General features: G+C 59.3%; 12 protein-coding genes and 1 pseudogene. 3 read left to right on the forward strand and 10 right to left on the reverse strand.

Going from position 1 to position 13,974, the window contains the following annotated elements; all coding sequences use genetic code 11:
• Window positions 1-11: 11 nt before the first annotated feature.
• Window positions 12-953, forward strand: a complete 942-nt coding sequence (locus IFO71_RS01685) for an HNH endonuclease (protein WP_192027784.1) — start codon at window positions 12-14, stop codon at window positions 951-953.
• Window positions 954-1,049: 96 nt separating this feature from the next.
• Window positions 1,050-1,685, forward strand: coding sequence for a hypothetical protein (locus IFO71_RS01690; protein ID WP_192027785.1), 636 nt, complete (start codon window positions 1,050-1,052; stop codon window positions 1,683-1,685).
• Here IFO71_RS01690 and IFO71_RS01695 read toward each other — a convergent pair.
• A protein-coding gene (locus IFO71_RS01695) for an IS3 family transposase (RefSeq protein ID WP_192027786.1) occupies window positions 1,646-2,757 on the reverse strand; the annotation gives its coding sequence in 2 pieces (ribosomal slippage) (window positions 1,646-2,505 and window positions 2,505-2,757; 1,113 coding nt in all). The two genes, IFO71_RS01690 and IFO71_RS01695, sit on opposite strands and share 40 nt — an antisense overlap.
• 138 nt (window positions 2,758-2,895) lie before the next feature.
• Between IFO71_RS01695 and IFO71_RS01700 the strand changes: the two genes are divergently transcribed.
• Window positions 2,896-3,570 carry a hypothetical protein gene (locus IFO71_RS01700; protein ID WP_192027787.1) on the forward strand — a complete coding sequence of 225 codons (675 nt, stop codon included), beginning with the start codon at window positions 2,896-2,898 and terminating at the stop codon, window positions 3,568-3,570.
• A gap of 37 nt (window positions 3,571-3,607) precedes the next feature.
• Here the strand turns inward: IFO71_RS01700 and IFO71_RS01705 are convergent, their stop codons facing one another.
• The 9 genes and pseudogenes from IFO71_RS01705 to IFO71_RS01745 all read right to left on the reverse strand — a co-directional run bounded on the left by IFO71_RS01705 (window position 3,608) and on the right by IFO71_RS01745 (window position 13,948).
• Window positions 3,608-4,117, reverse strand: coding sequence for a hypothetical protein (locus IFO71_RS01705; protein ID WP_192027788.1), 510 nt, complete (start codon window positions 4,115-4,117; stop codon window positions 3,608-3,610).
• Window positions 4,118-4,221: 104 nt separating this feature from the next.
• Window positions 4,222-4,566: a hypothetical protein gene (locus IFO71_RS01710; protein WP_192027789.1), complete on the reverse strand. Its 345-nt coding sequence runs from the start codon at window positions 4,564-4,566 to the stop codon at window positions 4,222-4,224.
• A 34-nt stretch (window positions 4,567-4,600) separates the two neighbouring features.
• Window positions 4,601-6,037 (reverse strand): tyrosine-type recombinase/integrase, encoded by a 1,437-nt coding sequence (locus IFO71_RS01715; protein ID WP_192027790.1) that lies wholly within the window; start codon window positions 6,035-6,037, stop codon window positions 4,601-4,603.
• Complete coding sequence (locus tag IFO71_RS01720; protein ID WP_192027791.1) at window positions 6,030-6,428, reverse strand: hypothetical protein; 399 nt, start codon at window positions 6,426-6,428, stop codon at window positions 6,030-6,032. Before IFO71_RS01720 ends, IFO71_RS01715 begins: the two co-directional genes overlap by 8 nt.
• Before the next feature lie 164 nt (window positions 6,429-6,592).
• Entirely contained in the window at window positions 6,593-8,368 is a 1,776-nt protein-coding gene (locus tag IFO71_RS01725) for a hypothetical protein (protein WP_192027792.1), read from the reverse strand.
• Between the two features lie 316 nt (window positions 8,369-8,684).
• Complete coding sequence (locus IFO71_RS01730; protein ID WP_192027793.1) at window positions 8,685-10,496, reverse strand: hypothetical protein; 1,812 nt, start codon at window positions 10,494-10,496, stop codon at window positions 8,685-8,687.
• Between the two features lie 604 nt (window positions 10,497-11,100).
• Window positions 11,101-11,487, reverse strand: a pseudogene (locus tag IFO71_RS01735) (AAA family ATPase); the annotation flags it as partial.
• 160 nt (window positions 11,488-11,647) lie between these two features.
• Window positions 11,648-12,295, reverse strand: coding sequence for an outer membrane lipoprotein periplasmic chaperone LolA (lolA, locus tag IFO71_RS01740; protein ID WP_192027795.1), 648 nt, complete (start codon window positions 12,293-12,295; stop codon window positions 11,648-11,650).
• Window positions 12,296-12,409: 114 nt separating this feature from the next.
• Window positions 12,410-13,948: a carboxypeptidase-like regulatory domain-containing protein gene (locus tag IFO71_RS01745; RefSeq protein WP_192027796.1), complete on the reverse strand. Its 1,539-nt coding sequence runs from the start codon at window positions 13,946-13,948 to the stop codon at window positions 12,410-12,412.
• Window positions 13,949-13,974 lie beyond the last annotated feature (26 nt).

Raw genomic sequence — 13,974 nt, forward strand, 5'->3', positions numbered from 1 at the left:
TGGGAGCAGGCATGCGCCATTGGTGGGTAAATCAAAATCAGACGTACCGAAGCGAAGTACCCGGCGGGTTTCTGTGGTCACCAAAGACGCGCGCCGACGGGGCTCGAAATCACTTCTACGAGAACATGCGAGAGGTTGCCCCCGGCGATGTCGTGTTCTCCTTCTGCGACACGCGCATCAAGGCGATCGGACTCGCCGTCGGTCGCGCCGAGTCGTCGCCGAAACCCGACTTCGGTGGCGCCGGTTCGACATGGGCGTCCGAAGGGTGGTTGGTGCCGGTGGAGTTTGAGGAATTTGGCCACCCCATCCGACCCAAAGACCACATCGAAGCGCTGCGACCGCACCTGCCCGGCAAGTACTCCCCGCTCCAACACTCAGGCGACGGCCTTCAGTCGGTGTACCTCACGGAACTGCCTCCGCCCCTGGCGACCGCGCTCATCGCCGTCATCGGCGAGGCATACGCGAGTTCACTGACCATCCTCCAATCGAAGATCGACGCCGAAGGCAGCGATGATGAGTTTCGCCACGCGGAGGCGATGAGCGGGCGCACGGATATTGGCGAGACCTCCAAACGCCAGCTTCTCCTCGCCCGCCGAGGTCAGGGGGTGTTCAAGGCCAATGTGCGCCTCAACGAAACACGATGCCGGGTCACCGGCGTAAACGACCCGCGCCACCTGCGCGCCAGCCACATCAAACCGTGGCGCGCGTGCGATGACGTCGAGAAATTGGACGGGTGTAACGGCCTGTTATTGGCACCGCATATCGATCACTTGTTTGATCAAGGGTTTATTTCGTTTGCCGACGAAGGGAAGCTGCTCATTTCACCGCGGTTGGATCGATCGATCCTCACACGTTGGAGCATCCCCGGCACATGGAACGCAGGCCCCTTCAATGACCGACAGCACGCCTACCTTCACTATCATCGAAACCATGTGTTCAAGCACGGCGGCTGAACCGCCCACTCTCCGGCGAGCGCAGGCCGAGCCACTTAACGGGCCTTGGGTGTCGGAAGGTTTGGCCCGCCGCAGAGCGAACATGGGTAGACACGCGTGATCACCCGAGAAGCGCTCTACGACCTGGTGTGGTCGATGCCGATGACGAAGGTTGCCGCTCAGTTCAAGGTCTCCGGCAGCTACATGGCGCGCGTCTGCAGCGTGCTCAAGGTCCCCCGACCCGAGCGCGGCTACTGGGCGAAATTGGCCGTCGGCCGGGCGCCCAAGCAGCCGCCTCTACCCCCTCCGTTGCCCGGGGATCCGGAAACCTGGTCGCTGACCGGCACCCTGCCCACGCCGCCCAAGCCCCGCCCCCGCCCGGCGGTGATCCCGAGGCCCCCAACGCCCGCGCCAGTACGACAGCGCCAGATCACGGGCACGCATCCCTTGATCCAGGGCGCCAAGGCCCATTGCCTCAACAGTCGCCCGGTCGACGACGATGGGTACTTGCGGCCGTACAAGAAACTCCTGGTCGACCTCCACGCCTCGCGGTCTGGGCTCGACAAGGCCCTCGCCTTCGGGAACGACCTGTTCAATGCCCTGGAGTCGGCCGGCCACCGCGTGGTCATGGCGGCGTTTGATTCGGGCTTTAGCCGTCGGCGCCTATCCGAAAAAGAAGCGACCCCGAACCTGCCGGATCGTAAGCTTCCCCGTCAAGCGAACACTTCTAAAGTAGAACTCCTGACGTGTTGACGATATTCGCTGGGCGTCATGTCGCCCAGTGAGTCATGTGGTCGCTCTTCGTTGTACTCGATCATCCACCACCACGCGGCTTCGCGTACGTCATCGATCCGTTGGAACAGGTGCTGGTCGAGCACTTCCTCGCGAAATGTCCGGTTAAAACGTTCGATGTAGGCGTTCTGGTTGGGCTTGCCTGGCTGGATGTACTGAATGGCCATGCCATTGGCTTTTGCCCACTGCACGAATGCTTCGCCTAGGAACTCAGGGCCGTTGTCGGTACGCAGCACCTGAGGCAGTCCATGATGCTCTTTGAGGTGCTCAAAAATGCGGACGAGCCGTAGCGACGAAATCGACGTGTCGACTTCGATGTGCAGCGCTTCCCTATTGAAGTCGTCGACCACATTGAACGTGCGGAATCGTCTGCCGCAGGCCAACGCGTCAGCCATGAAGTCCGCCGACCACACCGTGTCGGGAAGTCGCGGCACGTAGAGCGGGACCCGCTCGCGCTTGGGAAGACGACGCTTGGTCGCACGACGCAAGTTGAGTTTCATTGCTCTGTACACTCGATAGATGCGTTTGTGGTTCCATTCCGGGTGAAGCCGCCGAAGCAGCTTGCGGCACTTCCAAAAGCCGCGCGCCGGGCGCTCTTCGACCAGTTTTGCTAGCGCCGCAATGATCTCGGCATCGCGCACAGTCCAGTCGAGTGGCGGTTCATACCAAGCCGTTCGTGACAGGCCGACGCAGTCGCAGGCACGACGCAAAGGGCGCTGATGGTTCTCAACCAGGAACCGCACCGCCTCACGCCGCTGCGCCGGCCCTACAGTTTTTTTGCGATCAGATCCTTCATCGCTGCGTTGTCCAGCGCCAGCTCGGAATACATCCGCTTGAGCCGCGCATTCTCAGCTTCCAACTCCTTGACGCGCTTCAGATCTGAGGCGTCCATCCCACCGTACTTCGATTTCCACACGTAGTAGGTCGCCTGACTGATTCCGGCTTGCCGGCACAGGTCTTTGACCGGAATGCCCGCGTCAGCCTGCTTCAAGATCGAAACAATCTGGGTTTCGGTAAATCGTGACTTCTTCATCTGAACCTCCTGGCTGCAAAGATGCCAGAAAGTTCTACTTCTCAGGTGTGCGGAATCAGGGGAAGCTTACGGGATGACCGTGACGACCGGTTCGATTTCCACCGTCGCTGGGCCCCGAACCGTCCGACGCTCGTGTACATGCACGATGTGGCCTTTGGACTGACGATCGTGGAAATGAGCGAGTCGGTCCGCGCGCGCTATGTCGACGGCCGCTACGTGCGTGACACGGTGCTCACCTCGCCCAGGTCGTCGCGCGCCCGGTTCGATGACTGGACCACGATGCGCGATTTCCCCTCGGGGCGGCTCCGCTTGGCGGTCTACGCGCCGCACTATGACGTGGCGTGGACCACCACGTTTGACGAAACCAAAACCCGGTCGCTGACCACCGACATTCGCCGCATCATCCGATCACTCGAGGACGCCACCCCAGTGGTGCTGAAGAAAATCGACGAGGCGGCGGAGCGGCGCGAGCGCTGGCGACAAGAGCGGTTGATCGAAGCGGAACGCCAGCGCCGCGAAGCCGACCAGCGCGCCGAGGCCCAATCGATCAAAGACAGCCACGCGCAGCTTGAACAGGTCATTCAAGCGTGGGCCAAGGCGACGTCGTTGGAGCAGTTTTTTCGCGGCGTCGAGCAGCGCGCGAGCGACTTGCCGGCGGCGGAGCGGGAGACCGTGGACGAGCGCCTTCGTCTCGCGCGCGACTTCATTGGCACACAAGATCCACTCGCCTTTTTTCTGGAGTGGAAGACGCCACGCGAACGGTATGTGCCGTTAGCGGCGCGAGGCTCGACGGAGGACTGGTCCAACGAGTGAGGCGGACCCTGCCCTCGTCACTAAACACCCAGCTCCCCTATCGACAACCCACTGCCGCGGGCGTGACTTGCCAGCAGTTCTGCACGCCGCCGCCGGGACAATGCCAGTGGTTCGTCTGCGCCGTGATGTTTTTCAAGGCACCGTCCTCGGCCTGGTAGAGCAATGTGCCCTGCAGGCAGCGGTAGCCCGCCGGGAGTGCGCGAATGCCGGGCGTGGTGGACGCCGGGGCGGCGGCCCGGGACGCGGCCACAGCACGCGAGTGGGCGGCTTGGCGGGCGGCCTCTGCTTGCCGTTGGCGCGCTGCCGCCGCCTGCAGTCCCAAGGGATCGGCGCCGGGTTTGGTGATCTCCTGCATCTCGCGCAAGAACATCTCCATCGCCACGCGCTGTTGATAGGCCTCAAACGCGCGCCAGACAAACAAGGCGATCAGAATGCCGCCGGCGATTTTCCACATCAGCCAGGGATCGCTGACCGGCGGTGCGGGAACCGGCCGTTCAGGCGGGGGCGCGGGGGTGGACGAATCGAGCCGGTCACCGTGCCAGGGCATGCCTACCTCCAAGACAATCGACGGCGTCAGCATACGCGCCGCGCGGGACGCCGCGGCAGTGAACTAGGTCACTTGGACGGCGCCGCGCCGGGGGCATGCGCGTCCTACGCAGCGGCCGGATCCCCGAGCACCTGCTGTTGAATCCGAAACAGTTCGTCGCGGCTCACTTCGCGGATCTCGAACAGCGGCGATCTCAGCACCGCGTTGACGGCGCTGAGCGCCGGTCCGTTCACCGGTTCGATCGTAAGGCGCTGCGCCGACTCGTCGTACTGCAGGGAGGGGTACTGAGCAATCAGGGCTTTCAGAATATCGGGCGTGGCGCTGAGGTCGGCGAGCGTGCCGTCCAACACGATCGGCTCGGGGTCTGCCCACTCGTCCTGGTCACCGCGAGGCAGAATGAGCAGGGGTTTTCCTGACACATAGGCACTCAACATCCACTTGGGCCGCATCCGAGGTCTGAGTACTCCTCAAGCCCCTTCGAGATTAAGCCGCCTCGAGATGTGCATCCTCGGCCATTCGATCCAGCCCGAGAAGCTCTCGCTTGAGGTCTGCGAGCTGCGAAGAGAACGTCGCCAAGATGGCAACTGCCTGCTCTCGGTGACTGCCCGCACTCTTGATCTCCAGTAGCGTCTGCTCGATCGTTGATGCGAACGAGTCGATCACCAGGTACGTGTTCATCTGCGAGTAGGTCTTCTTGATGTTAGCGAACTCGTCGAACGCCAGATGTATATAAGGCTCAAGCGACGCAATGCTTCCATGCCCAGTCCATTCCATTACCTTCCGCTTGATCGCTTCACCATCCAGAAGGAAGCGACGGAACTCGTCAGTATTTGCGCACCGGTGCAACTCAATGAGCGAAACGAAAACTTTCGTGATGAACCTATGACGAAACATGTGGGCGCAGGCCTTGCCCGTGAGGCCTGCTTGTTTTGCAAGAGTGGAAATCTCGCGCGTAATAGTTCCAACATCCAGCGGCTGGCCAGTCGTTTCGCCTATGAGAACGATCCCGTGATCATTGGATTTACCCAACTTGTCACGGATAACACGTGACCGATTCACGTCAATGTACTCGAGCACAAGCCGGAGATCATGACCATGCACCGGAACTAGCCTGTCTTCGTCCTTCCGCTTCTTGAGCGTTGGCAACCGCAGCATTGGATGCTCCATTGCTGCGGCGTCACGAACAGATTTGACTGTCAAGCGCCCAGCCTCCCCCCGTCGGCCGCCTGTCATCTCCAGAAGCTTGAGCATTACCAGGCGGCGCTTGCGCTGATGGCGCGATACGCTGCACTCAATCGTTGCCGCTTGCAGCAGTGCGATCGAGGCCGCGCTGATTGGAAGGCGCTTTCGAAGAGGATCGCGTTGTGGGAATGCATGGTGATGCCAGTACTGGCGTTGGATTTCACCTGCAGATCCATCCTTGCGGCGAGTTCTTATGCGCGCCGTTTTCCTCTCGCAGCGGATCCGTCCGTCCGGCCCCACCATTGACGCGTCTCCCAGATGGCGCGCGTAGCTATCAAGGAAATCTAGGCACACGCGCCCGACGTCGACGACACGGTTGGCATTTCTAGCCTTTTGCCCAAGATGTCGCCGACACGGCTCATCCGAGAGTTGTTTGATGAACTTAGCGAAATCATCGTTCGATAGTTCACGTGGATCCTTGCGCGTATCCCAGCAAAATCGGATCAGATGACTAATCCCTGCGGCATACGTCGCGAGTGTGCCACCACCATTTTTGGTAGAAAGGCCTCGGCGATACAGCTCCTGCATATACAGGTTGGCAGGCAGGCACCAACTTCCGTCAGGCCAGTGTACAAATGGAACGCCATCAGCTTTGCGTGACTTCAACTTGCCGTTGGAATCGGCAAAGAGTGGAAGTCGAAATGAACCTGGGGCGCATTTGTAGAGCTTCTTAGCCACCGAACCCCCCGTGGATGACGTTTGTCCCGAGCGGCTTTCGGAGTAAAGAGAGCCCAGATTCGACTGCGCTCAACTCCTTCTTGAAACGCGTCATCGCGTGCGGATCATTCATTTCCTGTGCTTGGGATCGAGCGTAGGCAACGATGCGGCCAAAAGCCCAAGTCAGTTGGCCGAGGTCCTGCTCGAGCAACGCAATTCGCACAATCAGCTCATCGATTTCCTGCTGCAGCGCCTCCTTGGTACCTCTATTTGGCCCTGCCTCCTTGGCCTGTATTGCCGCTAAAGTGTCAATTGCCGCTATGCGAAGGGCATCTAGTTTTTCGTAACCACCACAGCACTCGTCGGCAATCACCTTTTGGGTGTTTAGCGACATTGCGACAATGCCCAACATTTCGTCTGCGTGCCTAGCGAGTGCTCCTTGGGAGCGAAGCGCTTCAGTTAGCTCCCGCGTGGGAGAGAACTCCGAATCCTTCGCCACGATGCGCTCGAGTGTCGCAACGAGCGTTTTCACAGAACCCTCACGTCGCTGGCGTGATGTCAGAACAGCGGGAGAAGTCATGCGTAATGCCCCGTCGAAAGGACGCGAACCGCGATCCGGTACGCTCCGCGAGTGTCCAAGAACTCTGGTTCGATCTGGACGCCACCCGCTTCGAGAAGGTTGTCGATGTACTCGGTGAGGTCTTCAGTGTCGAGAAGTCGAAATTGCCTGGTGCCAAAATGTTCCTCAACGAGATCGGCCAGCGAATCGGCCGCAGAGAGCTGTGTGCGGAGCGCTTCTGCCGCCCACTCGGCCTTAACACTGCGCAGCACCTCTCCGGGCGTCGATTCGGTAATGTAGTGGTAGAGATGCGTTGCATCCGTATGACCGAGAAACTCTCGCAGCGTGTCCATGCCGCCGAAGGAATTCGACCAAAAAAAGGTCATCGCGAAGAACCTGCGCAACTGGTGTTGTCGCAGGTAATAGCGGCATCCGCTGTCATCCAGCGGCATCTCAATGTAGTCAAAGAAGTAGTCCAGGTTGTCCCCGAACGTTTCTCCGCTTGCTCTAGCGAAAGAGATTCCCCGCGAAGTTGGATGAGCAGTAAGAGGGTGCTGACCGTCAATAAGACCTGCATCAAGGAGGGATTGCTGGAGGCGCTGGATCAATCCAATGGCCCGAACGGCAATCGGGGGAATCGGCCGGGCAAGCTCCTGCCTGTTACCCATCACCCCTGATTTCGCATTGTGAAACAACAAGTAGGTACGCGATACATCAATGCATGACAAAGCGCGAAGGTGAACAAGCTCACTTACCCTGCGAGCCATTACCGCACCTACGACGAGTTGCACTGCTCCGTAAAGCACACGCAAAAGGTCCCAAAGCCCCACATTGGCCCGCAGCTGGGGGTGATAGTCCGACCGGGACAGACCTCGACCGCGTTCTCGCGCCGCACCGGTGTAGCGTATGGTCCACCTACAGATACCCAGGTCCTTGGCAGTCGCTGCAGCTTCTGAATTGCCAAGCCCGCCGGTGAGCACAGCGCCGGGCGCAAGGCCACGATCTCCTGCCTCCTTCACTGTCGAAAGGAAGACGTCAATGATCTTGTCGCCCTTTGTCAGTACGAATTCAATCGCACTCCGAAGGGCAAAAAAGACAATGTCTGGAGGCGCTGTCTTGAACCGCCCAACACCTCTCAATGACGACATTGGGACCGTGAGCTCGGTGTCCAACGTACGCAAGCTCGTGATCGGCACAGGGAGGCCAACGCTGTGAAGGAGTCCAAGCTCCCGCAACGAGCGCACGTATTGGCGGAAGTTGGACTTATCTATGCCAATCGAGGACACATTCCTAACCGGAACGCCTTGATACTCACGACTTAGCCTATCGTCCGGGACCAGGTGCAGCTCGACAGGCAAGCGTCCGCCGCCGCGGGGGCGAAGCATGCCGGAGTACAGTCGAGGTGTCAGCAAAGTAAGTGGCACATGCCATTCATATTCTGTGCTACGAGACCGGTTTGTATACATCCCTTGCCGCCACAGTGCGGCACGCGCGCGCACTATCTCTTCTTCCGCTAAATCGGTGACCCGAACATCGGAGTGTGGGATATCGCAAGCCAGGAACGGAAATTTCTTGACGAGTTCCCGTAAATCCGTGGCACTAATCTCTCGCCCTAAGATTCGCAAATACGCGCTGAGGCGAGCACTAAAATCGTAGATACTCTCGCTCTTTCGACAAGCTGCAGCAATTGTGAACAATGCGGCCGCCAACTCGTCTCGCGACAAGCATGCCAGCCCAGATGTGGACAGATTGAGTTCGTCGGCTCTGACGAGGAAATAATCGATCCAATCCAAGGTCCTTGAAAACCGATAGTTTTCGGTTTTTGGACTCCAGAGCGCACCTCGATGGACATCAGGGTGAGTTGAAAGCACAAGCCAACATTTGAACGTTCGCAGCAATGAGGCCTGGCTCGGACTTGTAAGCCGCTCGCCAGAAGACCCGACAGCGACATCCCAGTTGACTGTGACGCACCTATCGCCGAACTGGCACCTCCAGACCGTAGAGGCAAATTCGTTCCGCAACCAATGAGCGAACGTGTACCGATCGTGCGTCGCTCGATCGAGACGTGGAAACACGGTATCGAGAAAGGACAGATCCGCGAGCGCAGCATTACTCACTAATAAGCTCCAAAATTCCTTCGCAGGATGCATTGCGCTCAGCTGCCTCTAGGGAGGCGATGAGGTCAGGCCTATCCGTGAGCGTCCGCAAGTAGCTATCGACGCGCGCACCAATTTCGGCCCAGTAAACAGCACGACCATTGCTCACTGCCGCATTGCTCGCTACTGCGCGCGTAACAGACAGGAGCAAAGTAAGCATTTGCTCTCCCACGTCGATAGCGATCTCGGCAGTCTGCTGCGGTCTGTGACGCTCAGTCGACCGACTGAGCGTGGGAATATCCTTAAGCGCGTGCTCGTTAAGGAAATCGTCCAACTGTTTCATCGACTGAAAACCAGTCGCTTCGATAAGAAGGGAGCTGCCCTTCATTGCTTGGCAAACAAGTCCGGTTTGGAATATCCGTATCCATCGCTCTTTGAAGAACCTTTGAATTGGCTCTGGCAAATAGTGATCGAGCAGCTTTGGAGAATAGTGCGTGTGCCCAAGCGCCTCAGACATCTTGAGCGAACTTCCTGTGTTTAAATATACGACAAGTGCGCTGCTCGCCCTCAATGCGCGAAGACTGAAGTTTCTTACGAGCGCGGCCGCGTGATCTGGGGCCATACGTGAACGCATCGCGAGGCTTCTATCCAGCCCATTGACCCCGAAACGCTCTGGCTTTGAGCACAGGTTGTCGAAGCTTGGCGGCCTAGGCTTAGCTTTGATGCTCGAGACGGTGAGAAAAAGCAGCCGCCATCGGTCGTCATTTCGGTCTTTAAGATACTTGCGCAGCGGAGCAGTTAACTCGACAACTTGTCGGACTACCGCCTCTGTGCGCTTATTGAGGAGAATTCTCTGCTCTGCCAGTACGTCACCCTTTCGCGGCTTGTACCCGACTAGATACGAACCGCCGTCGAGCTCTTGAAAGCCAACCCGTTTCCCATCCTTGTCGAACAGTTCGAGGCGGCTGAGAAATCGCGTGGTAACTTCACAGTGATTCGCGACGATAAGCGCCGCGTGAGGTAGAAGAGAGTCTGGTGTTGGCACGCCAAGGTCGCGAGCGATCTTCACCAATCCATATTTGCCATAGACCACATTCGCAAACGGCGTTGAATCTATGCCGTTTGCCCAGTACGTTGCGGCGCAATTTGCGAAGGCCTCGGGGTTTCCCGGATCTGTCATCGAGATGAGAGATCCCCACTGCCCAACGCCAATAGGTTCCCGGATGCGCCCCGTCTTAGCGGCATCGATCCCAGTCCGATATCGCTTCCATATATCGTCAACCTCTGCCTCTGCCCAAGTAACGATTGCGGCGAAATCATCAATCAGGTTACGAAAGAGGATCTCCTTAGCTGCACCATCGCTGAGGCTTAGCGGGATCGGAGTTAGGCAGGTCGACTTAACTTCTGTACCGCATTCGGTTTTAGTAATCCGCGTTTCTCGGCCGCCAACCACGACACCGCCTCTTGGCACCCCGACGGGAGGCTCTGGTGCCGCAATCAGACGAGACTCGATCATTGCCTCTACGGCAGGCAAAAACTGAGACGTCCAAGCGCGGGCCGCGTGTCGAATGTTCTTTCCGCGCTCGTCCACACGCTTGAAGTAGTAGTGCGCGAAATCGTTGAAGAAGATGCCGTTCCAGTAGGGATCTTCGAAGTGCGACGGGCTAATCGGCCCAGGATACTCGGCAACGAATCTGGCGAACGAGGAGAGCCCTTTCAAGTAGTTTCGTGTTCGCCCGGACACGAGGCCCTGCAGGGTAAAATTGAGTCGTTCTGTGAACGATCTTCCTAGACGCTCATAGAAGCTATAGAGGGGAAAGGACACCCCCTCTCCGTGCTTGGAGTTTCCTCCCCATCCGTTCCAAAGCCACACAGCTTCTGGATCGAGATCGAGCGCCACAAACTCGTCACGCCACGCTGCCACCTCCTCATACGTGTGAGAGGTGGAGAGAGGGATCTGATTCCACCCACCCCTCGGACAAAGTACGGCGAGAGGCTTGAGGATGAGTTGCGCCCTCTGATAGTTCGCACTGCCTTTCCCTGCCATGAAGCGATCGGAATGGAGTGCCCCCACAAAAAGCTCGATTGACCGTCGGAACTCGGAGGACTCCAAGTCGGCAAGTCCAGCAGGCGGTCTCCGAGCGACCTGCAGTAGGGCTTCAAGGGGGAGCCATGAGGCAACGGTCGAGTGGCGGGGCTTCGAGGCTTCGTGGAGAGCCAGCCTCAAGTCCTCCCCTAGCCTCAGGAACTTATGACCGAGGATAAGGTTTATATTTTTGACAATTATCAAAATGGAGATCCGTTCCGTGTTGACGGATCATATCCATTCCGTACCCAACCACAAACTCTGTGGGAAAATTGGCGCTTCGTCGAACCTAGCTGCCTACGCGCAAACAGCTTTTTGCCAATTTGATAACCAATCACAATCCGTGAAACCGGTGCACCTCGTCGACGAACAGCAGGGTCGCGCCTTCGTGCGGAAAACGCTGCCGTGCGCTGTCCAGAACCTTGCGCACGTCCGGCAGCCCGGACAGCACCGCAGAAAGACTGACAAAGGGCAGGCTGGCACTCTGCGCCAGCAGTCGGGCCAGGGTGGTCTTGCCACACCCCGGCGGCCCCCACAGCACCATCGAATGCGGATGACCGCTCTCGAACGCGCGACGGATCACCCCCTGGGGGCCGAGCAGATGAGCTTGCCCCACCACCTCATGCAAGACCCGCGGGCGCATCCGTTCGGCCAGCGGCCGCTGGCTGGCATCGGCTTGAAACAAAGAAGGTGTTGCGCCGCCAGAACGACGGCCGGTTCCTGCGTTCATCAACGCATTCTACGATGGGTGCCTCGCCACAGGCCCGGGTCGGGGGCCGGGTGACACGGACCTGAGCGCACCCCCAACCCTCCCCTCCGCTGGGTCGGGAGGGGTCAGCTGTGAATCAATCGTGCAACGCTCGTCCATCGCCAGACCAAACGGCAGCCTGCTAATTGATCGGATACACCTCGGCACCCTCGCCGATGTCACCGATCACATCGACTCCGTCCGGCGGGGTGAACTGGAACAGGTCGGTGGAGAACGCCTGATTGCGCTTCCAGCCGGAGAATCGAATCAAAGAACGTTGCTGCAGTTGGTCACTGAATTCCATCTCCAGCAAGGCGCCTTCCTTCAATCGCAGGCGTGCCTTGGAAAAACCACCCTCACCTTCCTGTTTCGGCGACAGCTCGATCTCCTCACCTCCGGTTCCATCGGGCACAGCCGATACGAAGTAGTGCTGCTCCAACACGCCCGGATCAATCAGGGCGGCCAGCGGACTCGACTGTTCTTCGTGACTTTGCGGCCGCACCGAAACCTGCTCCAGCTCCGGGTCATAGATCCATACCCGATCGCCATCGGCGATGATGGTTTGCGGAAACTCACCGACGTAATCCCAACGAAACTGGCGCGGCGCCGCCAGGGCTACCGTACCCTGTGTCTGCTCCTTGAGCTGTCCGTCAGTATCGTAAACCTGCTGCTCGAACTGCCCCTGCAAGGTCTTCAACCCCTGACTGAAGGACTGCAGCGAAGAAGGAAGCTCGGCCTGAGCCGGCGCGGCGAGAAAGACAGCCAAACTGACAAGAAGAACTCGGGACATGTGCGGCCACTCAGGGTCAGGGCGAACGCAGCGAGCTGCGGCGAATGGCGCACAGTGTGAGTGTTCTCAGCTGAATCGCAACGCTCCGGGGGCGGCCCGGAGCGTCGACCGAACTCACTCGTTCTCGAAGCTGTCGACAAAGAAGCCGGTGTTCAGTGTCAGATCGATGCCGAGTACATCCTCGGCCCCGTCCACGGTCACGGTACGCCCTTCCAGACCCGTGCAGACGCCCTGGCAACGCTTATCCGGCCAGGCACGGTCATCCAAACCGTAGATATTGCGGGTCGCCACGCGATACTCGCCGTCTGCCAGCCCGGTAACCAGATAGCTCCCGTCATCTGTGGTGCGCCCGGCCCCGACCCGCAGACCATTGCTGTCGAACACCACCACATCAACACCGGGCAAGGTCCGACGCAACAGGTGATCACTGACGCTACCGCGGATGCTGCCCGCCGGCGTCAGCGTGGCGACAAAACTCGGCCCGGGCGTGGAACCGGCCGTGACATCGCAGTCTTCCGGGCCGCAATCGATGTCGGGAAAGACCCGACTTCGATAGCTACGCCCACCTTCGATAGTGAAGCGAAACGGGCTGACCACCGATGCTCGCCAATCAGACGGGACAGTGAAGAACTGATAGGCAGGCCAAGTCATCACATAACCGGGTGTTCCACCCTGTACTAACTGCTGCTGAGTCCAACCGACCAGGTCGCCATCAGCATCGAACAGACTGATGATATTGACCGCTAGATCCTCGGCCGAGCCATCGGCCACCGCCACTCCCAAATCGGGCCCCGGTGTCGGCCAATCACTCAGCGTCAGATCAACCCCACTGCGCTGTTCCTGGTCGGCCAGGGCCAAGGCATCGCTCGGCTGCATGCAGGTGCCGAGGCCGCAGCTGTCATCGGTAAGCGATCGCGCCGCGAACACATAGTTGCTGCCGGCGGAACGGGCACGCACGGCGACGTAGTAGCTGCCAGCCGGCAGCCCGCCAAGATGGAAATCCAGGATCTGCTGCCCGTCCACCGTGCCGGCGCTGACGATTTCGTTGGCTACCGCCCGCTTGGCGGTGTCATACGCGACGATCAGTGCATGCCGAATGCGCGCGTCTCCTTGCGCCGTGAGTCGGCCGGCAATACTCGCGCCCGGCTGCAGATTGATCTGCAGATCAGCTGGATCCTGGCCAAGGCCAATCGACAGCACCTGCCCGTCAGCCAGGTTGGCGCAGGCCGAATCGCAGGCCACGCCGGGGTATATCTGCGGCTGAAAATTGCGCTGCCGACTCAGATCATCGCGCCCCAAGGCGCTGACAAAGTAATAGCCGGGCTCAAGACCGGCGTACTCAAACCGGCCATCAGGATCCGTTGCCTGGCTGATGAATCCGGAAGGATTGGATTGTCCTGCAGCAAACTTGTGCAACACGACGGTGGTGCCGGCTATGGGCATCGTGGTCCCTGCATCGCGCACGATGCCGCTGATGACACCCGTGCCCGCCCCCTTGCGTACCGCGTTCGGCATGCGGCCGCTGGGGCGCTCCGCCGCAGCAATGGCGGTTTCAAAACTGCGCTCAAGCTCCAGATCGGTGTTGCACAGCGCCGCGCCGGCGAACGCCCAAAGACAGGTTCCGATCGCCCAAGCCCCATTCAATCGTCGCATTCCGAGATGCCTCCAAAGTGCGCAGC

The sequence above is a fragment of the Pseudomarimonas arenosa genome, from assembly GCF_014841215.1.
In the GTDB taxonomy this organism is placed as follows: Bacteria; Pseudomonadota; Gammaproteobacteria; order Xanthomonadales; family Xanthomonadaceae; genus Pseudomarimonas; species Pseudomarimonas arenosa.